Annotated in this window: 17 protein-coding genes; 4 read left to right on the forward strand and 13 right to left on the reverse strand. The window is 71.5% G+C overall.

Going from position 1 to position 22,306, the window contains the following annotated elements; translation table 11 throughout:
• Nucleotides 1–126 precede the first annotated feature (126 nt).
• Complete coding sequence (locus tag ABD52_RS19520) at nt 127–1,368, reverse strand: DNA cytosine methyltransferase (protein ID WP_047892741.1); 1,242 nt, start codon at nt 1,366–1,368, stop codon at nt 127–129.
• A gap of 182 nt (nt 1,369–1,550) precedes the next feature.
• On the opposite strand from ABD52_RS19520, the gene ABD52_RS19525 reads away from it, so the two are divergent.
• Nucleotides 1,551–1,949 carry a very short patch repair endonuclease gene (locus ABD52_RS19525; protein ID WP_235437505.1) on the forward strand — a complete coding sequence of 133 codons (399 nt, stop codon included), beginning with the start codon at nt 1,551–1,553 and terminating at the stop codon, nt 1,947–1,949.
• 269 nt (nt 1,950–2,218) lie between these two features.
• Here ABD52_RS19525 and ABD52_RS19530 read toward each other — a convergent pair whose 3' ends face one another.
• The gene (locus ABD52_RS19530) at nt 2,219–2,629 is read right to left on the reverse strand and encodes a RidA family protein (RefSeq protein ID WP_013289105.1); all 411 of its coding nucleotides are present in this window, start codon (nt 2,627–2,629) and stop codon (nt 2,219–2,221) included.
• Nucleotides 2,630–2,707: 78 nt separating this feature from the next.
• Between ABD52_RS19530 and ABD52_RS19535 the strand changes: the two genes are divergently transcribed.
• The gene (locus ABD52_RS19535; RefSeq protein WP_047892743.1) at nt 2,708–3,085 is read left to right on the forward strand and encodes a helix-turn-helix domain-containing protein; all 378 of its coding nucleotides are present in this window, start codon (nt 2,708–2,710) and stop codon (nt 3,083–3,085) included.
• A 41-nt stretch (nt 3,086–3,126) separates the two neighbouring features.
• Here ABD52_RS19535 and ABD52_RS19540 read toward each other — a convergent pair whose 3' ends face one another.
• The 5 genes from ABD52_RS19540 to ABD52_RS19560 form a co-directional block, all read right to left on the reverse strand.
• Nucleotides 3,127–3,831 carry an excalibur calcium-binding domain-containing protein gene (locus ABD52_RS19540; RefSeq protein ID WP_235437503.1) on the reverse strand — a complete coding sequence of 235 codons (705 nt, stop codon included), beginning with the start codon at nt 3,829–3,831 and terminating at the stop codon, nt 3,127–3,129.
• A gap of 175 nt (nt 3,832–4,006) precedes the next feature.
• Nucleotides 4,007–5,050 (reverse strand): P1 family peptidase, encoded by a 1,044-nt coding sequence (locus ABD52_RS19545; RefSeq protein ID WP_304413821.1) that lies wholly within the window; start codon nt 5,048–5,050, stop codon nt 4,007–4,009.
• Entirely contained in the window at nt 5,047–5,388 is a 342-nt protein-coding gene (locus ABD52_RS19550) for a DUF1330 domain-containing protein (RefSeq protein ID WP_013289101.1), read from the reverse strand. The genes ABD52_RS19545 and ABD52_RS19550 overlap by 4 nt, the downstream gene beginning before the upstream one ends.
• 48 nt (nt 5,389–5,436) lie before the next feature.
• Nucleotides 5,437–5,967: a hypothetical protein gene (locus tag ABD52_RS19555; protein ID WP_013289100.1), complete on the reverse strand. Its 531-nt coding sequence runs from the start codon at nt 5,965–5,967 to the stop codon at nt 5,437–5,439.
• A gap of 72 nt (nt 5,968–6,039) precedes the next feature.
• On the reverse strand, nt 6,040–6,681 hold the full coding sequence (locus ABD52_RS19560) for a class I SAM-dependent methyltransferase (RefSeq protein WP_047892746.1): 642 nt from the start codon (nt 6,679–6,681) through the stop codon (nt 6,040–6,042).
• 130 nt (nt 6,682–6,811) lie between these two features.
• Here ABD52_RS19560 and ABD52_RS19565 point away from each other — a divergent pair, with 130 nt between their 5' ends.
• Together ABD52_RS19565 and ABD52_RS19570 are read left to right on the forward strand one after the other, a co-directional pair.
• Nucleotides 6,812–10,285, forward strand: coding sequence for an NACHT domain-containing NTPase (locus ABD52_RS19565; RefSeq protein WP_047892747.1), 3,474 nt, complete (start codon nt 6,812–6,814; stop codon nt 10,283–10,285).
• A 41-nt stretch (nt 10,286–10,326) separates the two neighbouring features.
• Nucleotides 10,327–11,247, forward strand: a complete 921-nt coding sequence (locus ABD52_RS19570; RefSeq protein WP_013477427.1) for an alpha/beta fold hydrolase — start codon at nt 10,327–10,329, stop codon at nt 11,245–11,247.
• Here ABD52_RS19570 and fxsT read toward each other — a convergent pair.
• The 6 genes from fxsT to ABD52_RS19595 form a co-directional block, all read right to left on the reverse strand.
• Complete coding sequence (gene fxsT, locus ABD52_RS19575; RefSeq protein ID WP_013477426.1) at nt 11,225–15,160, reverse strand: FxSxx-COOH system tetratricopeptide repeat protein; 3,936 nt, start codon at nt 15,158–15,160, stop codon at nt 11,225–11,227. The two genes, ABD52_RS19570 and fxsT, sit on opposite strands and share 23 nt — an antisense overlap.
• The gene (locus ABD52_RS19580) at nt 15,157–16,347 is read right to left on the reverse strand and encodes a TIR-like protein FxsC (RefSeq protein ID WP_047892748.1); all 1,191 of its coding nucleotides are present in this window, start codon (nt 16,345–16,347) and stop codon (nt 15,157–15,159) included. Before ABD52_RS19580 ends, fxsT begins: the two co-directional genes overlap by 4 nt.
• 127 nt (nt 16,348–16,474) lie before the next feature.
• Entirely contained in the window at nt 16,475–17,278 is an 804-nt protein-coding gene (locus ABD52_RS19585) for an aminoglycoside N(3)-acetyltransferase (protein WP_047892759.1), read from the reverse strand.
• Entirely contained in the window at nt 17,275–19,581 is a 2,307-nt protein-coding gene (locus ABD52_RS19590) for an FxsB family cyclophane-forming radical SAM/SPASM peptide maturase (RefSeq protein WP_047892749.1), read from the reverse strand. Before ABD52_RS19590 ends, ABD52_RS19585 begins: the two co-directional genes overlap by 4 nt.
• A 6-nt stretch (nt 19,582–19,587) precedes the next feature.
• Nucleotides 19,588–19,761, reverse strand: a complete 174-nt coding sequence (locus ABD52_RS40245; protein WP_013289092.1) for a hypothetical protein — start codon at nt 19,759–19,761, stop codon at nt 19,588–19,590.
• 276 nt (nt 19,762–20,037) lie between these two features.
• Nucleotides 20,038–22,299, reverse strand: coding sequence for a hypothetical protein (locus ABD52_RS19595; RefSeq protein WP_047892750.1), 2,262 nt, complete (start codon nt 22,297–22,299; stop codon nt 20,038–20,040).
• Nucleotides 22,300–22,306: the final 7 nt, after the last annotated feature.

The raw sequence follows: 22,306 nt of genomic DNA on the forward strand, positions 1-22,306 counted from the left end.
CGCCCACTGGGCATCGGTCAGGTCGGAGGGGTAGCCACGGCGTGCAGACACCGCGCCACCCTGCCCGTCTCGCCGGTGGAAGTCATGCCACCACGCCGTCCACAACAGACCTTCTCAAACACGCTCTTAGCTGATGTGGGCGCGGTGCTTCAGGAAGAGGTCATGCCGATCGTGATCCTCCTGACCGACGAAGGCCTTGAAGTTGCCCAATCGGTAAACAGTCTTCGCGCCTGAGTTTTCGATTTTAACCTCGAAATCCCGGCTTAGAAGACTGATGCGACGCTCAAGCTCGGCTGGGTCCGCCAAGCCGGCCAGTTTCATCAGGCGTTCCTGTGAGATGAAGTCGTCGGACGAGCGCAGCGCCTTGTAAATGGGGTCGTGTTCCGTGCTCTCTAGTTTGCGGGCCGTGCCTTCGCGTCGGAAGGCCCGCATAATCGCGTCTCCCACGGCATGTGCCACCGGAGGGGGGAACGCGTTGCCGATCTGACGATACCGGGAGGTCTTGCGTCCAGTGAACTCCCACGGGTAGCCGTCAGACCAGCCTTGGATCCGGGCAACCATTTCGCAAGTTAGCTTTGGCCCGATCTGGAATCGGTCATCGGGAGATGGCGGGGCGTCAGCGAGGCCGAGCGCGTCGACACCCATCTCCGCCCAAGCCCGTTTGGCTCGCGTCGGCCCCAAGTCTGCACCGCCATGCTTCTTCGAGCCGCCGACGATGGTCGGTGCAATCTTGTTCGCCTTACCGGCCCAGGCGTCGGCTCCACCCCAGCCATTAGCCCCCATGAGATCGACCAGAGATCTACCGACGGTCGGTGGAGCTCCGACTGGCTCTGGCCATTTGAAGAACGGGGCATCGTCGGGCTTCAGGGCTACAAGGATGAACCGTGGCCGCAGCTGAGGAACACCAAAATCCGAGGCCTGCAGTAGCCGCCACTCGGCGATGTAGCCGAACTGTGCGAGGCGGTCCAGGACGTGCTGCCGGTACCCGGCGAAGCGAGGCATGCTGAGGCCACGCACGTTCTCCAGCAGCAGCGCCCGCGGTTGGACAACGGCGGCCTGCTCAACGGCCCATGCGAAGAGGTCTCGCTCGTCGTTCGCGCCGAGCTGCTTGCCTGCGATCGAGAACGGCGGGCAAGGGACGCCGCCCGCGAGGAGCGCGACCTCACCCCGGTAATCAGCGGGCCGCCATACGGCTGGGTCCGCGACGTCTCCCTCGGCGATCTTCCAGGTTGATCGATTCGCTCGCAGGGTATTGCACGCGTTGCTGTCAAGCTCCACGGCGAGGGCATGATCGAACCCTGCCATCTCAAGGCCGAGGGCCTGTCCTCCTGCGCCCGCGCAGATCTCGACCACGGGAAACGTGCTCATGATGGTCCTCCCTGTCCGCCGCGCGGCGTCATGCGGGTATCTTGCCTTACGCGCCGCGCTGAGCTTCGGATGGTGTGATGGTTGGAAACGTTTCGGACGGTGACCGGGGCCCCCATCCCCAGCCAGCCTCCCCTGAACAGCAGAGGCAGCCGGAAGCGCTGAACGAGGGGCGCTCGCGTAACATGCGGGCAAACCGGCGGGCTAACACCAAGCCGGAGGTCGCCCTCCGCAGCCACCTCCACCGGCTGGGCTACCGCTATCGGAAGGATCACCGGCTAGACCTCCCCGGAGGCGTTCGTGTCCGGCCCGACATCGTGTTCACGAAGCGCAAGGTCGCTGTCTTTGTCGATGGCTGCTTTTGGCACGTATGTCCACAACACGGGCGGGAGCCCACGCGGAACGAGTGGTACTGGAGCCCCAAGCTGCGGCGGAACGTCGAACGGGATCGCATGGCGGACCACGCCCTCGCTGGTGCGGGCTGGCGGGTAGTGCGCATCTGGGAGCACGAGGCGCTGGATGATGCCGTTGAGCGCGTGCGATTCGTCGTCGAACACGCGTTCGATGTTAAGGAAGCGCCCTGACGTTTCTGTGCGCCGCAACCAGGGGGCCAGCGAGGACGGCAGCAGGCGGAGAGCCCTGGCCGGACGCGCGATGCGGGCGGCTCGCCGAGGCTGTGGATCAGGGTTTGGGACGGAGCTCTTCGTGCGTGTTCGCCATCAAGGCCGTGGCCAGCGTAAACGCCGCTCACGGCCTTGATCGCTCCGGCATGCCTGCCATTGCTGCTGACCCTTTGGCGGGGGCATCGGTTCCTGATCGGCAGACTATCGCCGGGCCCTGAGCAAGAGCATGCTTACTGCGCGATCGCTGTCGCCTCCAACTCCACCAGCACGTCGGGCTCGAAGAGGTGATCGACGCCGATCAGCGACGCCGGCGGAAGCGGCTGCGGGAGCCCGAGCTCCTCGGCGACCGACTCGACCCCGGCCATGAACGGCCCGATCTTCTCGGGCGTCCAGTCGGTGACGTAGAAGGTCAGCCGGACCACGTCCTCGAACGACGAGTCTGCGCCGGCGAGGGCGCGGCCGGTGTTGCGCAGTACCTGCGCGACCTGACCGGCCAGGTCTCCGGTGGCGACGGGTGAGCCGTCGTCCAGTCGTGCGACCTGGCCGCTGACGTGGATGTGGCGCGACCCGGTGGCGACTGCCACGTGGTGGTACGGCGTGTGCGGCTGAAGACCGGCAGGGCTGAGACGGGTGACTGACATGTGGGCTCCTCCACTGGGCAACTGAGGTTTACCATTGATACCTAGTTGACGGGGGACACTTCAAGGAGACCTGGTTTCATGAGCGATACCGCCACCCCCGGTGCCGCCGAGCTGCGCATCGACGCACCGCACCGCGAGCTGCTCGATCAGGTGCTGGACAAGTGGTCGCTGAGCGTCCTGAACGAGCTGTGCGAGCGTCCGTGCCGCTTCAACGAGTTGCGCCGCGCGATCCCGGCGGTGACGCAGAAGTCTCTGACGGCGACCCTGCGACGACTGGAACGCAACGGCATCGTGGAACGGCACGTCGTGGCGACGCGCCCGGTCGCTGTCGAGTATCGGATCACCCCGCTGGGCAAGACGCTGCGTGCGCCGGTCGACGTGCTGCTCGAATGGGCCGACGCCCACATGGCGCAGATCGAGCACGCCCGACGGGCGTTCGACGACGAGTTGGAGTGACCACCGGGGCGGCACCGCACGGTCCGCCCCGGCGTCGCGTGTCACTCGCAGACAGTGCCGTCGTTGTCCCGGTCGATGTACCAGTAGTACTCGGGATCCTTGCCCTGCCTGTACGGGCCGTACCCGTTCGCGTTCGCCTCCTTGCAGGTGCCGAAGCGCGGGTCGTTGCCGCCGCCCGAACTGCCGCCGCCGGTGCTTCCGCCGCCGGAGTCGCCGTTGCCGCCACCCGGCTCACAGGCCTCGCCGTCGAGGTCGCGATCCAGTCCGGTCCGGTACCCCGGCTGGCCGCGCAGCAGCGGCGCCTTGCCGGCTGCGCGTACGGCATCGCAGTTCTTGTAGTAGACGGCGGGCTTCGTGGTCTTGCGCGGGGTCGGCTTCGACGCGGGCTTCGCGGTGGTCGGCGCGGCCGTGGTGGGTGACGGCGACGGCTCGGGCGACACGGTGCTGACCTCGGGCGCGGGGACCGTGGTGGTGGGCGCCGCCACGGTCGGCACCTCCTGGGCGACAGCCTTCTCCGGTGCCTTGTCCGGTTCGGTGGCGGGGCCGGCGGCGATGCCGATGCCGAGCAGCCCGCCGCAGCAGGTGAGGACCGCGACGCCGCTGACGAGGAGCAGCTTGATCGCCGCGGGCTGGCGGCTCCACCACGACGGCCGTGGCGGTGGCGCGAACGGCATGCCGGGCTGATGGGGCGGTGGAGGCGGCGGGCCCTGCCCGTGCCACGGGTTCGGGGGAGGGATTTCGGTCACAGCGGGCAGTGTGGAGCGATGTGTCCGCACGGGAGTGTCGCTGAGCCGACAGACCAGCCCTTACCGGCGCGATAAGCGACGAAGTGGTGGGCAGCTGCCGGAATACCGGCATCGATGCGGCGGATGATCGGACTCGGCCCCTCGCCGAACGGCCGACGGCGAGGGGCGCAGTGGATCAGGCGTACGGCCGGGCCGTGAGCCGTCCCGCCGCCGCCAGCCGCTCGACGACGGCCCGGTGGGGAACCGCGTGACTCGTACGACCGCCCACACCGGTGGTGGTAACGGCGGTGAACAGCGAGTTGAGCAGCGCCTCCTCCACCGCGTCCAGCACGGCGGCGAAGACCGGATCGATCGCGCCGTCCGGGATCGGCGGCTGGTCCGACGTGGTGAACGCGATCGCGTAGTCGCCGCTCGTGGTGCTGAAGGACGCACCCACCCGGGCCATCGCGAACACCGCCCGGCGGGCGAGCCGCCGGAGCTGGCGCGCGTCCAGCGGTACGTCGGTCGCCACCACGATCATGCACGAGTTGCCCGGTGGTTCGGTCCGGTCGGCGGCCGGGACCAGCTCGTCGACCGGTAGCGGCACGCCGAGTGCGGTGAGGACGCCGCCGAAGTTGGACTGGACCAGCGCGCCGACCGTCCGCGTGCCGCCGTCGGTCCGGATCGTGCGGGACGAGGTGCCGATGCCTGCCTTGTAGCCCAGGGCGGTGGTGCCCGCGCCGGCCCCGACACAGCCCTCGGCGGGAAGCCCGTCGGTCGCCCCCGCGACGGCCGCCAGGACGTGTTCCTCGGTGATCGGGCGGCGGCGGATGTCCGACAGGTGCCCGTCGTTGGTCTCACCGACCAGCGGGTTGAACGACAGCCCGTCCGGCCGGCGCTCCATCAGGTGCCCGAGCAGCGCGTCCGCCGCCCGGAACACCGACAGCGTGGCGGTCAGCACGACCGGAGACTCCAGTACGCCGAGCTCGTCCACCTGGGTCGAGCCGACGAGCTTTCCGTGGCCGTTGCCGGTGTACACCGCCGCGGGCAGCATCCACCGTCCGGGGCCGAGCCCGCTCGGCACGATCGCTGTCACGCCGGTGTGCAGGTCGGCGCCGTCGTCGACGGTGGTGTGACCCACCAGGACGCCGGGGACATCGGTGATCGCGTTGTGCGGCCCGGTGGGCAGCGACCCGACGACGATCCCCAGGTCGCGGGCGCGCCGGCCAGGCCGGCTCAGGAGGCCGCCGCCCGGATCGCCTGCACGATGCCGGTCGGGGAGTAGTCGTCGGGGACGCCCTCGACCAGGATGATGTCGCCCTCGATGTGCCGCGAGCGCAGCGGCGCGATCTCCTGGTAGGCGGGCGAGTCCCACCACGCCCGCGCCTCTGCGATGCCCGGGAAGCCGAGCATCACGACGGCTCCGGGCCAGTTGCCCTCCTTCACCTCGTGCGGCGTGGCGTGCACGAGGAAGCGGCCGCCGTGCGGGGCGAGGGTGCCGGGGAGCCGCTCGATGTATTCGGCGATGTCCGGGTGAGGGGCGGCGTCCTGGAGGTGAGCGATGGCGTACGCGGGCATGGTGTCCTTCCGGCCGTCGAACTCCGAACGCCGATCCTGACACAGCGGTCAGCACGCTTTCTCGCCCATTTCGGTGAACTCGTCGAGCGGGACCGTTCGCAGCACCTCCCCGCTGTCGTCGAAGTCGGTGACCAGGACCGAACCCGGCCGCAGCTCGGCCAGTTCGGCGATCCGGAAGTCCACGCCCTCGGTGCGGAAGCTGTTGTCGTGGGTGGCGCCGGAGACCCGGAACGCCGCCTGCCCGTCGGCCACCGGCCCGGGCGGGAAACCCTCAAGGGGTACGAGGGCAGGCGCTGCGGCGTCGCGAGGCACGTCGTACTTCCGCCTCGGCCAGTACGGCCGCTCCGGTGTGGGCGCACCGGGCGAGGCGGACTCCGCCACGGAGGTGAGCACCACGAGGTCGGGCGGCCGGTCCGCGCACCAGGCGAGCGCCGCGTGCGGCCGGCCGTGGGCGTCCACTGTGAGGCCGGTGACGCCCTTCACCTCCGGCGTACAGGAGGTCAGTCCGGCCAGCACGATCAGGGCGGCGGCCGGTGCCGCGACGGCCCGGCGTGTCCTCGTACCCCTTCGTGCGGCCATGCTCCGACGGTGACAGTGCCGTGTCACCCCGCGATCCGCGTTCGGTTGCGGCCTGGTGACGATGGTGCGCGCTCAGGCCCCGGAAGCCACGGCCGCGACGGCGGCGTGCGGGCGGTGGGCGTCGTCCAGGCGCGTCAGACGCTCGACCTCCGCGAACCCCGCCTGCCGCAGCCGCGCGGAGAACTCGTCCACCGGCCAGCGGTACGCGGTGGCGACCTTGTGCTCGAAGGCACCCACCTCGTCACCGACGAAGATGCCGGCCACGAGCGGTCCACCCGGCACGATCGCGCGGCGGAACTCCGCCAGCACGCCGTCGAGGTCCGGTGGCGGGAGGTGGATCAGTGAGTACCAGGCGAGGATGCCGGCGACGGAGTGGTCGGGGACGGCGAGGTCGTCCAGTGACCCGAGCCGGTATGCGCAGTCCGGATGCGTCGCCCGCGCGTGCGCGACGAACTCGGGAACCATGTCGATCCCGGTGGCGTCGACGCCCAGCGAACGGAGGTGGTCGGTGAGGTGGCCCGGTCCGCATCCGAGGTCGAGCACCGGGCCGGTCCGGACGGTCAGGTGGCGGCCGATGAGGGCGAGGTCGTCCGCGTGGACGTGGCCGGTGGTGCCGAACAGTTCGATGTAGAGCGGCGCGATCGCGCCGTACGCCTGCCGTACCCGTGTGTTGTCCACCCATCGACCATAGCGGCCGGGGCGCCTTGGCCGCATTTACCGGATGAATGAGATGAATGAATGGAAAAGTCGTCGCAAAGCCGCCGCCCGGTGAGGAATCGATAGCTTTCCGTCACTGAAGTTTCTATCCTTGAAGAATCCGATCGCCAGCAGCGGAAGGGGCGGCATGCCGCGCCGTTCGAGCCTCAGCTATCGAGATGCGTTACGACTGCTGGCCCCGGGCAGCGCGCGCATCACCGAGACCGACAAGGTCGTCAGCGCGGGGATCCTGGGCGCTGGGGCCCTCTCCCACGGTACGGCGCTCGCGCTGCTCGGCCCGAAGAACGCGCTCATGCAGCTCGTCCGGGACGCCACCGGAAACCAGGCCGGGCGCATCCGGGCAACCGGCGGTAAATCGTATTACGAGCTGCTGGAGGCCAGCCATACCGTGCTGGCCCTCTCCGCGTTCTTCGACGGTTTCCGCGACGAGGTCGGGCCGGGTTTCGACAGGCTGGAACTGACCGACGAGGAGAAGGTCGGCATGGTGCCGGCCGAGCGGCGGCACCACACGCTTCCGCAGGAGATCGACGGCGGCTACTTCCCGCTGCCCTCCTCCGTGCACGGCATGGACGACACCCGGCGGGACGTCGAGGCCGCGTACGTCAAGCTCTACGACGCCACCATCGCCTTCTGCGAGGGTCTCGCCGCCTGGCCGTCGGTGCGGCGCGGGCTCGACCTCACGTCGATGCGCTCCCGCGTGGTGGGCCGGGCCATGTGGCACTACGAGGACCGCTTCGACCGGCTCGCCGCGGACCTCCCCGAGTTCGGGTTCCGGATGATCCGGCAGGCGATCGAGCACAACCTGATCGACAACCGGAAGCTCACCACCGAGGTCTCGGCCCGGCTGGACGCGCTGGCGCAGCTCTACCGCAACCTGGACGAGCTGTCCGGTCCGGTGGCCGCCGACCGGCCCGACCTGCTCCGCGAGTCGCTCGACCGGCTCACCGGGTCGCTGGCGGCGGTGTTCCGGCAGCCGCTGCTGCGGATCAAGGACGTCGACTTCCACCTGCGGCTGCCGAACGTGGACAGCGGGTTCATCAGCCCCGACTTCCGGGCCGCCGAGTACGGCAAGCACACGTCACCGGAGCGGGAGCACTGGTGGGAGGACCAGCCGCGCCGGGGTGACCTCGTCGGGTTCCTCTCCGAGTATCTGACCGACCCGGCGAGCCTGCACCGTCCGCTGTTGCTCCTCGGCCAGCCGGGCGCCGGCAAGACGCTGCTGACCCGGGTGATCGCGGCCCGGCTGCCGGCGAGCCGGTTCACCGCGATAGTGGTGCCGCTGCGCCGGATGTCCGGGGACACGTCGCCGACCGAGCAGATCGAGGCCGCGATCGAGCAGGTGATGGACGAGCGCATCCGCTGGGCGGACCTGCGCCGGGCCACCCAGCACACCACCGTCGTGGTGATCTTCGACGGGTTCGACGAACTCGTCCAGGTCACCGGCACGGCCCACTCCCAGTACATCGACCGGGTGGCCGAGTTCCAGGAGACCCAGTGGGATCTGGGCTACTCGGTCATCCCGATCATCACGTCGCGGATCCTGGTGATGGACCGCGCCAGCGTGCCGCAGGGCACAGTGCTGGTCCGGCTGGAGGATCTGACCGACGCCCAGGTGACGGCCTGGCTGACCGCCGTGAACGCGGCGAACGAGGACCGGCCCGGCTACCGCCGGCTGTCCGCCCGGGAGCTGCTGTCCCACGGCGAGCTGGCCCGTCAGCCGTTGCTGCTCACGCTGCTGGCGATCTACTACAACGAGCACTGGGCCGACCGCCGTCCCGGCGCCGCCATCTCCCGGTCCGACCTGTTCACCGGCCTGCTCACCGCGTTCATCAGGCGGCAGGTGAGCGAGAAGGCGCCGACCGCCCTCGCGAACCACGAGCGGGAGGCCCGCGAACACCAGCTCCGGCGCGACCTGGCGATCACCGCGTTCGCCATGTTCAACCGCAACCGGGAACTGGTGAACCGGGCCGCGCTCCGTCTCGACCTGGACTGCTTCGGCTCCGGGCCCGGAGACGGCTCGCGCTTCGAACTCGGCGACGTGCTCGGCCCGGAACAACTGGTCACCGCCGCGTTCTTCGTGGTGTACGGCCCGGACGACGTGCAGGGCGAGGACGCCCGGCGCACGTACGAGTTCCTGCACACCACGATCGGCGACTTCCTGATCGCCGAGTACGTCATCGGGGCGCTGCGGAGCCTGGCCGTGCTGCGCCGGCACACCCGCAGCCCGGCCGGCTTCGGCTACCAGCTGGACACCGGCCAGTTCCGGGCGCTGCTCTCCCACCAGCCGCTGGTGAAGCGCGAGGCGGTGGTGGGCTTCGCCCGGGAGCTCGCCTCCCGCCATCCGGAGGAGCTGGACGGGATCGTGGAGACCATCGCCGGCCTGCTGGCCGAGGCCCGGCAGCGGACCAACCTGGCCGGCGTGGACGGCTACCGGCCCGCGCCGTACGACCCGGTGCGGCTGCTCGCCGCGTACACCGCGAACCTGGTCGCGCTCGCCGCGCTGGTGTCGCCGGACGGCGTACGCCACACCGACCTGATGGACGAGGCGACCTGGGTGTCGACAGTCCGGCTGTGGCGGGCGGGACTGGACGAGAAGGGCCAGCTCGCGATGATCAGCTGGCTCGGCCGGGACGCCGACGGCCGGATCATCGCCGAGCGGCGGCGCGAAGGCCGGGGCGAGACGGTGAACGTGGCGGCCGAGGAGGCGCGGCTGCTCGGCGACATCACCACCTACGGCCAGTTGCGGGCGGGCGCGCGGACGTGGCGCGGCCAGCAGCCGGACAGCTTCGAGGCCGGCCGGTTCCACGCCGACCTGGTGTCGCTGGCCACCCGCCGCTGGCCGGTGCCGTCCCTGCACCAGCTCATCCTGTACGACGAGCGCAGCTACCGGCGCCTGTGGGCGCGCGCCGTCGAGTCACCGGAGGCGGTGTCCAGCACGAGCGCCACTGTCCTGCTGGAATGCCTCGCCGAGGACGGCGCGCAGTTGCCCCGCGAGGTGGTGTGCGGGCTGACCCGGGTGGCGTTGAGCCGGCTGCCCGACTCGCCGACCGCGCCGCCCGAACTGATCATCTCGTGCCCGTACCTGATCGACGAGTTCCCGGAGCTGGTCGACTCGCTCGGCACGACCGACGACCACGCGGTGCTGCACGCGCTCATCCTGCGGCACGGGCTCCACCGGCTGCCGCAGCGGTACGTGCCCCGGGTCCGCCGGGTGCTCGCCGACATCGAGGACCGGCTCGCGGAGCTGCCGCTGGAGGACGGCGTGGTGTCGGCCGAGATGGCCGAGCAGTTCGCCGCCGCCCGGGTCGACAACCGCACCGCGCTGTGGCTGCTGATGGCGTTGAGCGAGTACGCCGAACTGGCCTGGCCGAAGATCCCGCCGAAGACGATGCACGCCCTGCTCGCGCACCGGCTGCCGGACGAGTTCCTCGACGAGGCGAGCCTGTGCCGGCTGCTCCTGGACTACCTGCGGGCCTACGACCGGGTGCCGGCCGAGGTCTCGCTGGCATCAGCCCTCGACACGCTGCGCGTCCTCGCAGCATCCGACCAGTCCGATCACACCGGGCGGACCGGCCAGATCCCGGCCGCCGGGGCGGTCTGACCACGCCACCCGTACCGCCACCACCCGTCCGGAGGCCCCGATTGGCACACTCGCCCAGGCACCGAGAGCACATCGTCCGGACGGGAAGGAGGAACCTGGCGGTCGACATCGCCGGGGCGGAACGCGGCTGGCCCGTGTTCCTGATGCACGGCACACCCGGCAGCCGCAACGGCCCACGACCACGGTCCATCGTGCTGCACCGGCTCGGCGTACGGCTGATCTCGTACGACCGGCCGGGTTACGGCGGCTCCAGCCGGCTGCCCGGCCGCCGCGTCGCGGACGCCGCGGCGGACGTCGCGGCCATCGCCGACGACCTGGGCCTGGACGGCTTCTCGGTGGTGGGGCGCTCCGGCGGCGGCCCGCACGCCCTGGCCTGCGCCGCGCTGCTGCCGGACCGGGTACGGCGGACCGCCGTCCTGGTCGGTCTCGCCCCGGCCGGCGCGGCCGGGCTGGACTGGTTCGGCGGCATGACCGACGCCAACGTCCGGGACTACGGCGCCGCCGAGCACGACGTGCCGGTGCTCGCCGAGCAGTTGCGGCTGCGGGCCGAGCGGACCATGGACGACCCGGGCTCGCTGCTGGCGCTGCTGGTCGAGCAGATGACCGAGGCCGACCGCCGGGTGGTGGCCGGCGTGCCGATCCGCCGGCAGCTCACCGACGCCTACGCCGAGGCGCTGCGCCAGGGGCCGCACGGCTGGATCGACGACGTGCTGGCGTTACGCGCCGACTGGGGGATCACGCTGGCGGACATCCGGATGCCGGTCCGGCTGTGGCACGGCGCCGACGACAACTTCGCCCCGGCCAGCCACACCCGCTGGCTGGCCGAGCAGATCCCCGGCGCGCAGTTGCACGTGCAGCCGCGCAGCGCGCACTTCGGCGCGGTGGAGGTGCTGCCGGAGATCCTCGCGTGGCTGGCCGACCCGGTGGAGCGGACCGCTGTCAGATCGGATGCGGGTCGATGATGCGCCGCTGCAACCGGCTCTCCCGGACGGCCTCGACCGCCGGGTGGTTCTCGCCCAGCCGGTAGGTCAGCTCGCGGGTGACCGCCTCCAGTTCCGCCCGCCGGCCGCTCTCCACCCGCTCCTGCATCACCACCAGGTTCGCCCGGCAGCGCAACGTGTTCGTGTGGTCGCGGCCGAGGGTCCGGACCAGGCCGTCGTGGGCGCGCCGCAGCAGGCTCAGCGCCTCCAGGTCCGCCGCCTCCCGGCCTTCCGGCGGGTCGGGCTGTTCGGCGATGCAGATGCCCTGGTTCATCCAGCCGGAGAGCGGGTACGGGTGCCCGCTGCCCAGCACGCCGGCGAGCGCGTCGGCGGACCGGCCGGCGAGCTGCCGCGCCTCGGCGAAGTCTCCGGCGCGGCGGGCCACCATGGCGAGGTTGACCATGCAGACCAGGGTCAGCGGGTGCGCCGGGCCGAGGTTGCGCTGGTAGATGCGGTGCACCTCGGTGAGTTCCCGGCTGGCGCGCTGGAACAGGTCGACCGTGAGCAGGTTGATCGACAGGCTCAGCCGGCAGGTCAGCGTCTCCGGGTTGTCCGGCCCGAACCGCTCGTTCAGCAGCTCGTACGCGGCTTCGAGGAGCTTGCCCGCCTCGACCGCGTGCCCGGCCGCGCGCAGCGACACCGCCAGGTTCGTCTGCGTCCGCAGGGTGATGAGGTGTTCGGGCCCGGCCGTGTGCAGCAGATCTCGGTGGACGCTGCGCAGGCGGGTGACCGACTGCTCGAAGTCGCCCGCGTCGCGCATGTCGATGCCGACGTACGCGGAGGAGGCGAGCGTGTCCGGGTGGTTCTCCCCGAGGATCGCGCGGCGCCCGGCCAGCACCATCTCGTCGTTCTTGCGGGCCTCCCGGAAGTCGCCCATCAGGCGCTGGGTGCTGGCGAGGTTGTTGAGCGCGGCGAGGGTACGCGGGTGCTCCTCGGTGAAGTTCCGCTTCCACGCGTTGAACGTGATCTCGTCCAGGCGCAGCGCCTCGTTGTACATGCCCATGCCGCGCAGGTCGCGGGCGAGCCCGCCGGCGGTCATCAGCGTGTGCGGGTGGTCCTCGCCGAGCAGGTCCCGCTGGGCGGCGAGCACCTCCTCGTCCAGCGCCCGCGACTCGGTGAACTGCCCGAGGAAGGCGAGGATGTTGGCGAGGTTGAACTGGAGGTGCAGCAACTGCCGGCGCAGGTCGTCGCGCGCCCGCGCGTCGTCCTCCTCAGCGAGCATCTGCTCCCAGGTCTGCGCGACCTCCTGCCCGAGCCGCCGGCCGGTCTCCAGGTCGCCGCGCAACTGGAGGTAGCGGACCCGGTCGATCATCAGCGCCCGCACCTCCACCTTGCGGCTCAGCGGCGCCTTCGACGCCTCCAGGTGCGGCCAGATGACCCGGAACCGGGGCCAGCCGTCGGGGTCGTCGACCTCGCCCTCGGGCCGGGCCGCGGCGAGCACGAGGTGGACCTGCTGGCGCGCCTCGTCGAGTTGCGCCTCCGTCATCCGGGACCGGACGGCGTGCTGGAGCAGGCGGTGCATGAGCACCAGGCCGCCCCGGCCCCGCTCGCCGCCGGACGGGTTCTCGGCCCGCAGGTCGACGCGGACCAGCGCGAGCCGGTTGGCCTGCTGCACCAGTTGCTGGCGGACCAGCCGCTCCTTCGCCTGCGGGTGGAACGGCACCAGCGCCTCGGCGAACTCGTCGCTGTAGACCAGGTCGGCGGAGATCTCGGGCGCGAACACCGAGCAGAGTTGCAGCACCCGGTAGGCGGCCGGGTTGCGGGTCCGCAGGTGGTTGAGCGACAGCTCCCAGGTGGCCTCCACGGAGACGTTGCTGTTCGGCTCCATCACCGCGCCCGGTCCGAACCTGGCGATCTCGTTGAGGTAGCTGTCGACCGAGTGGCCGGTGTCGGCGAGCCAGGCCGCGGCGGCGGTGACAGCGATCGGCAGGTCGCCGAGCAGGGCGGCGATCCGGTCGGCCTGGTCGACGCGCATGGTCGGCACCCGCTCGGTGAGGTGCTGGATGCTCTCCGCGCGCTTGAACACGTCGACCTGAACGGTGGTGGCCCGCTCGACCCACTGCAGGTTCCGGGACGTGATCAGGACGTGGCCCTTGCCGTCCGGCACGTACGGCAGGACGCCCTCGACCTCGTCCGCGTTGTCCATGATCAGCAGCCAGCGGAGGTCGGTGCGGCGCAGCGCCTGGAGCACCAGCCGGGCGTTCTCCCGGTTCGAGTCCGACGACGGTACGCCCAGGTAGGGCGCCAGGTCACCGATGGCCGACTCGATGAACGGCACCTGGTCGGCGTCGATCCACCACACCATGTCGTACGCGGCACGGTAGCGGTGGGCGTACTCCAGCGCGAGCTGGCTCTTGCCGATGCCGCCCATGCCCTGCAACGCCACCGGCCCGGTGCCGGAGAGCACCACCTTCGGGCTGCTGCGCAGCAGCGTCCGCAGCTCGCGCAGGTCCGCCTCCCGGCCGGTGAAGCGCTTGTTGCGGCCCGGCACCTCGAACACCGTGTTGTCCCGGCCGGGGAACCGGGGACCGGTCGGCAGTTCCAGGTCGGCCGGCACGCCCTCGCGGCCGACCAGGCGCAGGATCCGCGCGGCGGCGGTCCGCGCCTCCAGCCCGGCGACCGAGACGGTGTGCGCCGCGGGCACGTTCGCCAGGCGCCGCACGTCGGCCACGTAGACGACGAGCGGCGCCTGGTCGGGCGAGCGGTCCGGCGCGGCGAGCACCGCCTCCTCGGTGGCGTTCGCCTCGGAGACGATGATCAGCTCCCGGGCGGTCCGGGGCGTCTCGTCCTCGGCGAACCACGGGTCGGTCACCCGGACGTCGGCCGAGACCAGCAGGTGACCGATCCACTCCGCCCACACCCGGTCGTACGGGGCGTGCCGGAGCAGGATCTCGTTCTCCACCGAGTTGGAGGTGCGGGTGAACCGGGCGTTGACCCGTTCGCGTACCGCGCTGCTCATCGGCGGCAGCGACTCCACCTCGCCCCGGGTGATCTCCCGGGCCAGCACCTCGTACGCGGACAGCAGCGACCCGTTGACGCCGGGCTGGTCGGCGAACGTGGCGAGCAGTTCCTCGTACGCGTAGAACGCCTGGTAGGGCACCTGCATCCGGGCCCAGTACCGGTCCCGGTCGGCCTCGCTCATCCCGCTCGGCAGACCGCTGAAGCGCTGCCGCGCCACCGCCCGCCCGGTGTCCGCCTTGACCTTCTCCGCCGGGTCGATCCGCATCGGCACGGGCAGCACCCGGATCCGCCGCGACCCGTAGCGGTGCTCGACCAGCCGCGCCACCTTGGCCGCGCCGGTGATGCCCTGCTCGCTGAGGGTGAAGCAGGTGACCAGCACGTCCGGCAGCTGGATGGTGCAGATGTCGGCCACGTCGGAGAAACCGGTGCGGCTGTCGATCAGCACGTAGTCGTAGTTGCGCTTCATGTCGGCGCGCAGCGCGTCGAAGAAGTAGCCGCCGCCCTGCCGCTCGTAGAACTCGTCCCAGTTCATCCCGGCGAGCGCGCCGGCGTAGTCGTTGTTCTGCTGGCCCGCGCCGAGGAAGTCCAGCGTCCCGTCACCGGGGAAGTTGGACCAGTTCAGCGAGAACGAGTACTTGTGCACGCGGGCGTACTGCTCGTGCCAGCGGTCGTCGCCCTTGTCCTGCTTGGTGGTGGTCGCCCACTCGTACTCCCGGATCAGGTCGATCACCCCGCCGGTGCTCTCCAGGGCGTCCCGGTCGATGAACGGCGCGAAGAAGCGCGACAGGCCGGGGGACTCCAGGTCCCAGTCGACTGCGAGCACCCGCTTGCCGTTGGCGGCGAGGATCCAGGCGACGTTCGCCAGCGCCATCGTCCGGCCGGTGCCGCCCTTGTAGGAGTAGAAGGTGACGACCTGTCCCTCGCGTCGGGTCATGTGTCCACTCCCTCGTCGGGCGGCGGGTTCTCCCAGAGCCGGGGTTTGCTGATCGGCCGTCCCGGCGGCGGGTAGGCCGGTCTCGCCTCCAGGTAGCGGCGGCGCATCCGGTCGACCAGGCCGTGGATCCCGGCCCGCCAGTCGTCGTAAGTGGTGATCGCCAGTGGGCGTGCCGCGGCCGGGAAGATCTCGACGGCCCGGTCGAGCAGCACCGCCGCGTGGGAGCGGCGACCGGGTGCCGAGTCCTCGATGATCACCACGACGCCCACCCAGCGGTGCAGCGAGGCGACGGCCGCGCGGACGGCCTCCGCACCGTCCGGCGTCTCGACCACCCGAGGATCGATCATGAGTACGCCCGGGCAGCCCCGGAACAGCCCGGCGTCCGGTACGAAGTCGCGGACGTCGATCGGCATCCGCAGCCGCTGCACCGCGTCGGTCACGTCGTCGACCACCGGCGGCCGGTCGCGGAACGGGCGCCACCGGCCGGCGTGCGTGTCGGACCGCCCGTTGAGCCGTCCCGGGTCGGCCGGTTCCTCGGGCGCGATCACCACCGCCCGGAACGGCACCTCGCTGGTCGGGGACGACGGCAGATCGGTCGGGCCGGTCGGCGGCTCGGCCGGTTGCAGCGGCGTCTGCTCGGCGGTGTCGACGATGTGCTGGGCGAGCCGGCCCAGCACCTCCTTGTAGGCGTGCTGGAACTTCTGGAGCCGGCAGAGCGCGCTCATGCCGTTCGCCGCGTACGCATCCACGTCGGCGGCCATCGCCACCGCCCGGGCCTGGTCCGGCGCGTGCACCGCGGCGGGCGACGGGATCCACAGGACCGGCAGGATGTTGTCGCCGTCGGCCGGCCGGCCGGCCCGGATCAGCCGTTGCCGGAACCACTCCCGTTCCCGGCGCGAGTCGTCCCGGTTGAGGTAGTCCGGCGAGTACAACGGCACGAACACCTCGGCCTCGGCCAGCGCGGTGCGTTTTCGTTCGGTCCGGTCCTCCGGCGGCCGCACCATGAAGTCGGCGAAGCCCTGCCGGCGTAACCGGTCGCCGGGCCGGCCGTCGATCGCCAGGTTGAGATCGTGGTAGAAGCGGCGGACCCAGTGGTCGCCCGGGGTGCGGTCGTTGTGTGTCGGCGGGGGGACGTAGCTGAGGAAGAAATATGGCGGGCCCGGCAGCGCGGGCCGCTCAGAGGTCACGACGACACGACCGTTCCACGGGAAGTGCGCCTGACCCCCAACCGGTAATGATCACGCGCTGCTCCCCAGTCGACACGATACGGCGTCTATCGATCAGGGTAGAGAGGTTGCGCTCGGGTTACCAGGCTCACCGTCCGATGTGGGCGTCCATCCAGGCGACCGCGACGCGTACCGCACCGGATATCGGCAGCAGCCGGGCCGGTGCGTCCCCTACCGTCCCGTGCCGGGTGAACGCCGCCCGGTCGAGTTCCGCGCCGATCGCGGGAAAAGGGCCCGCATCCAGGTGCGGAGCCTCGAATTCCAGCCGTTCCCGGCGGCCGTCGCGCAGCACGTAGCAGCGGTACGGACGACGAGGCGCCGGGCGGCGTGACCGGTACTCGGCGAGGTGCAGCGCGGTGCATGTCGCATAGCCGACACCGAGCAGCAGCGTCCGGGCGCCGGCCGCCTCCAGGGCGGCGAGCGGGGACCGCTCCCCGAGGTGGGAGTCCAGGTCGTGGACGCGCATCAGCTCCTCCGCCCGCGGCCCCCACGCGCTGAACGACGTCTGCGGGTGCCGGCTGCGGACCGCGCCGGGCAGCCGCCGTACGTGCTCGGCGAACGCGCCGACCCCGAACGACGGCGTGACGGCCGGGTCGAAGCCGGGCATCCGGTCCTCGTACGCCAGGCGTTCCTCGTCGGTCAGCCCGGCGGTCGCGGCGCGGTACGCGGCGCTGCTCACCGAGTTGTCAGGGGTCTGCGCCGGGACCACGACGGTGCCGGACGGACCGACGGCGGCCCGCAGCGCCGCAGCCAGGGTGCCCGCCCCGCCGTCCACCGGTCCGAGGGCGCGCAGGGAGCAGTGCACGAGCACCACGTCACCGGGGCCGAGCCCGAGCGCGCGCAGGTCGGCGGCGAGCGTACCGGCCCGGTACGCGGTCCGGACGGCGGTCACGACGGCCACCCGGACATCGAACGCGCGACCTGCCGGACCAGCCGCGAGCCCGCCGGGGTGAGCGCGTCCGCCCGTTGCAGCGCGCCGATCGCCTCGGCCGTCCAGTCGCGGTACCGGCGGTAGACCGCCTGCGCGCCGTCGACCTGACGGTCGGCCCGGATCCGCCACATGTCGGCCACCGCCGCATGCGCGTAGATGCCGTGCAGGACGGCCTCGGCGGGCCGCGGGTCGGGCCGCCAGCCCACTGTGATGTCGATCGGCCGCGTGCCGTCGACCAGGTCGCAGATGTCCAGCAGCGCGTTCATCTTGCTGTGCTGGAACTCGTGCACGAGCAGCACCGCGAGCGATCCGGCGTCGGTCTCCGTGGCCGCGACACCGCCGAACGCCTGCCGCGCGGTCGACGCCTCGCTGACACCCGCGCCGCTGCGCCGCAGCGGCACCACGGCCCGCAGCCCGGCGCGCAACTCCTCGGCGTGGCCCGGCACCTCGTCCCGGATCACCTGCCACGCCGCCGCGAACGTCTCGGCCCAGCGCGCGGCGCCCGCGTCGTCGAGCCGGTCACCGGCGGGCAGCCGGTGGCAGTCGCGGTGCGGGTCGCCGTCCTCCAGCAGGACGCTCACGTCCGGCGCGGCGAGTACGCGGGTCGGCCACCACCGGGGCGCGTCCCCGGGTGTTCCGGGACGGATCGCCACTGTCACGTCCCCGGCGGCCACCCGTAGCGAACCCGGGCCGGTCTCGACCCGTGCGGCGCCGTCTCCCACCTCGGGCAGCAGCACGGTGCCCACTGTCGGCAGGTGCAGGCGGCCGGACCGCACCGGCACGTCGAGGCGTACCGGGGTGCCGGCGTCGAGCGCGGCGGCGACGGCGAGCGCGCTCAGGTAGTCAGGCCCCTGCCGGGCGCCGGTGCCGCTGCCGGCGAGGCAGTCGACAGCCCACGCCCGCACGTACGGGTGGGCCGCGATCCGGGCGACGGACTCCGGCGCGCCGCGGTCGAGGGCGGTCAGCGCCTCCCAGCCGTCGGCTCCGGCCCCGCCGGCCGGCAGGCGGTCGGCCACTTCGGCGAGCATCGCGCGGACGATGGCGATCTGTGCCTCCACGAGCCGGCCGATGGCGACCCGGTCGCCGGTCAGTGCCGCGAGGCGGTCGATGAAGTCGTCGGGCAGGCCGGCGTCGAGCCGGACGGGTGCTGGTGGGTTCTCGTTCACGTGCACGATCAGCTCTTTCAGATCGGCGCAGTAGACACTCGGATGATCGAAGTGCCCGGCGCCGTACCGGTGGGCGAAGAGTCCGCCGCCGCACTGGTCGACCACCGGGCACCGCCGGCACTCGTCGCTGAGCCCGGCCCGGCCGGAGCGGCGGCGGGTCAGGAGCGGGCTGGCCGCCACGTCGTCGGCCGCGTGCGAGAAGACGGTCATGCCGGTGGCCGGCGCGCCGTCGTACGCGGTCTTGAGCGAGTCCGCCTGCTCCCACTCGCCGTCCGTCTCGACGACCGCCAGGTCGACCGGGTCGAGACCGAGCCACTCGGTGCCGCTGGGTCCGCCCGCGGCGGTGGACAGCAGCGAGTCGAAGAGGCGGACGGAGACCGGTCGGCCGTCCGCCAGCCAGCGGTCGTAGACGGCGCGCAGCCAGCCCGCGTACGCGGTGCCGCCGCCGGCCGGCCGCCACGGCGGGTCGTCCCAGGTGGCGTGCGGGAGCAGGAAGTCGATCCGGGGTGGCTCCTGGGCGAGCAGCGATTCGTACACCGCGATCGGGTCGTTGCGCACGTCCACAGTGCACAGCAGGCCCGAGTAGATCCGCCGGTACGCCGGGCGGCGCAGCAGGCCGAGGGCGCGGAGCACCTGGTCGTAGCTGCCGGCGCCGGACCGGAAGCGCCGGTGCCTGTCGTTGGCGGCACGGTCGCCGTCGAGCGAGACGCCGACCGCGACATCGTGTTCGGCGAGCAGGTCGCAGAGCTGCTCGGAGAGCAGTACGCCGTTGGTCTGCATGCCGAGCCGGAGCCGGGTGACCGGGGCGATGACCCGCCGGAGGTCCGCGAGCACCTCGCCGAGCCGCTCGGCGCCGAGCAGCAGTGGTTCCCCGCCGTGCAGGATCACCGTGACGTCCGGCAGGTCGTGGGCCGCGGCGTGTTCGGCGATCCGCCCGGCCGCGGTCCGGAGCACCTCCGGCGTCATCCGTACCGGGCGGCGCCGCCAGCTCTGGTCGGCGTGTTCGTAGACGTAGCAGTGGTCGCACGCCAGGTCACACCTGGCGTGCACCTTGAGGACGAACTCGGTGAGCGCCGCGCGGGCGGGCCCCGGGGCCATCGCGGATCAGATGAACGACGAGAACTTCGCCGCCGGGATCCGGGTCTGATCGAGGTGAGCCGCCATCACCCGGCGCACGATGGGGGAGATGTCCGCGGCGGAGAGCCGGTCGAGCGGCTCCGCGCGGACCCTGCCCAGCGAGACCGGGGGCTCATCCTGGCGCAAGGGTGCGGTTGTCATGAGTCTTCCTTAGGTTCGTGCACACGCCAGGCGGGGAACAACAAGCAACGGCTCAAAATAAAGGCTCTGTGAGCCGGGCGCTATCGACCCACCGGTGGGAAGCAGTGCATTTTGGACGGTTGCGCGACCGGCGGCTGCTGTGCCGTCGAGGGAGCGACCTGGGGGATCAATATTATGCCCCTTTTTGCCCATCCGACATGATTCCAAAGTCCATACTTTTACAGAAATCGTCCACCTCGACGCGTGCTCGAGGTGGACGACCACTGTCTCCGGCGCTCAGACGGCCGGGCCGCTCCCGGACGGCGTGCCGAGGCGGATGTCGACGTCGGCCGGTTCGGTCATCTGGTCGTACGCCTTGGTCCGGAGCCGGTTGGTCTGCACCTCGCCGTCGAGCAGCGCGGCCCGCAGCGCCTCCGCGTCGCTGATCTCCTTGGCGGTCACCGCGTCGGCCGCTGTCGTGGCGCCCTGCACCACCTCCAGGTGGGTGCCGTCGGTGGGCATCAACTCGGTCCACTTCGCCAGGCAGTACACCCGCTCCGGCACGTCCTGGCACTCGGTGGTCAGCTCGGGCATCTCGTCGCCGGTGCCGAGGTGGCCGGTCCGGTACGTCGTCAGCTCGTCCACGAACGCCGCCAGCTCGTGCTCCACCTGGGGCGCCAGGCTGGTCGCCACCACCTTGCCGAAGATCCACCGCAGCGCGGTCAGCTCCATGCCGGCCCGTACCGGCAGGTAGAGCTTCGCCCAGCTCGCGTTGACGAAGTCGCCGGGGTCGCGCTCCGGGGCGCGGGCGTCGCCGCCGGACCACCAGCCGGGGTACGCCACGAACGACGCGCGCTCCCAGTCGAAGACGCGGTGCCAGAAGTCGATCTCCCACGCCTCGTCCCGCACGCTGGCCGGGAAGTGCGTCTCCACGATCTGCGAGACCATCTCGTTGACCGGCGAGAAGCCGGCCCGCAGCCGCGCCTCGAACTCGTCCCCGGCCGTCTCCGCCGCGGCCAGCGCCTCGTCGCGCCGGTCCTGCCACTCCTGGAGATCGGTCAGGTAGCCCGCGACGAGCGCGTTGTACGCCGCGTCGTCGGCGGTCTGGTCCACCACCGTCGGGGTACGCCGGAATCCGGCGGCGAGCTGCACGTCGGCACCCGGACCCGCCAGCCAGCTCCGGGCGCCGACGTGCACGCGTACGCGCAGCACGGGCCGGCCGTCCGCCTCGGTGACCACCGGCACGCCCACCACCCGGGCGGCGATCGCGTCCGGCGGACGGCGGGTGATCAGCGTGAGGTTCTGCCGGATCGTGTCGATGTCGCCGTCCCACTCCCAGCCGGCGTCGAACGCGACGTCGACGTCGTAGTCGGCGCTCATGTCGCCGGTGAATCCCCACTTGTCGAGCGTGACCACGGGGGAGTACACGACGCGCGTCTCCACCGCGGCGGGCGCGCCACGCGGCGGGCGCTCCGGCTTCACCGGCGCCGGGGGCAGCGCGGCGACCGCGTTGTCGCGGATCCGCTGCCGTCCGCCGATGATCTTCTGGGCGAAGGCGAACGCCGGATCCTTGATCGTGGGGGCCCAGCAGACCCGTGCCCCGTACCGCTCGTGGGCCAGCTCCAGCCGTTGCAGCACCTTGAAGTAGTGCAGGGTGATCGGCGTGGCCCGGTTCGGGTTGCGGACGGTGCGCTTCGAGGAGGACTCCGTACCGGTCTCGCTGACCAGCTTGAAATCGGTCCTGTGCTGGGTGCGGTAGCGCGCCGCGACCTTCGAGGTGGCGGTCCGGCTGTCCTTCACGGCGCGGCGGCTCGTCTCCTGGCTCGCCGCGGTGACGCTGCTGGCGAAGCCGATGGTGTGGCTGGCGTTGAAGGTGCCCCAGACGCCGGTCGGGCTGGTGTACTGGCCGGTGTGGCTCGCGTTGAGCCCCCAGGTGTCGGTGAGCGACTTCTGCCGCTCGAAGCCCTCCTGGAGTTCGGTGGTGAGCGCGCTGGTCAGCTCGACGTCGGTCTGCTGTTCCGACTCGTTCTGCTCCTCCAGGGTCAGCTCGCGCTTGGTGTAGGTGCGCTGCTCCAGCACCGCCTCCTCGCCGGGGGCGAGCGCCAGCGCGTAGACGTGCTCGCCGAGCGCGAAGCCCACCGGCCGGATCCGGGTGCGGTCGAGGAACGCGATGCCCACGTCGGACTGGAGCAGGCCGGCGAGGAACTCCGCCTGCTGGTCGCCGAGGAGCGTCTGGCGTCGCGCCGGCGGCTCCCGGTACGACATGCCCGAGTCGGCGCCGGGCAGCGCCTCGGTGGCGGCGTCCATCTCGTTGGCCTTCCACAGGTCGTAGAGGCCGAGTTCCTTGAGCAGGTGCGGCAGCCGGTCGCCGTCGAGCCCGCCGTAGCGGATCGCCTCGATCAGCGCCTGCTTGACGTAGAACGGCAGGATGGGCGTCTCGCCACCGCCGAAGGTGAGCCGGACCGGTAGGAAGTAGTTGGAGTAGACGTACCGGTCGGAATGCGCGGTGCTGAAACCAAGCGTCGCCGGATCGGCGTCGGCGACGACGACTCTGCCCATCGGTGCT

This window comes from Micromonospora sp. RV43 (genome assembly GCF_001029515.1).
GTDB classification, from domain to species: Bacteria; Actinomycetota; Actinomycetes; order Mycobacteriales; family Micromonosporaceae; genus Micromonospora; species Micromonospora aurantiaca.